The sequence below is a fragment of the Hyphomonas sp. UBA3601 genome, assembly GCF_002375605.1.
In the GTDB taxonomy this organism is placed as follows: Bacteria; Pseudomonadota; Alphaproteobacteria; order Caulobacterales; family Hyphomonadaceae; genus Hyphomonas.
Genome location: NZ_DFME01000102.1, coordinates 1,141 through 1,361 on the forward strand (window position 1 = coordinate 1,141; position 221 = coordinate 1,361).

1 protein-coding gene is annotated in these 221 nt (G+C 57.5%); it reads left to right on the forward strand.

Going from position 1 to position 221, the window contains the following annotated elements; genetic code table 11:
- Nucleotides 1–221, forward strand: a 221-nt coding sequence (locus B4F73_RS10035; RefSeq protein WP_290481344.1) for a class I tRNA ligase family protein, incomplete at both ends; no start/stop codon positions are given.

A 221-nucleotide genomic window follows, 5' to 3' on the forward strand; every position in this document is an offset into this window, starting at 1 on the left:
GAGATCGACTATGCCAGGGTCGAAAGCCCGGTGAACCGCTGGATCCTGTCCGAACTCTCCCAATGCGCGGCAGAAGTCAGCAAGGGCATTGAGGACTACAAATTCAACGAAGCTGCGGGCGCGCTCTACAAATTCATCTGGAACACGCTCTGCGACTGGTATCTCGAACTGATCAAGCCGCTGCTGGCAGGCATGGACGATGCCGCCAAGCAGGAAACCCG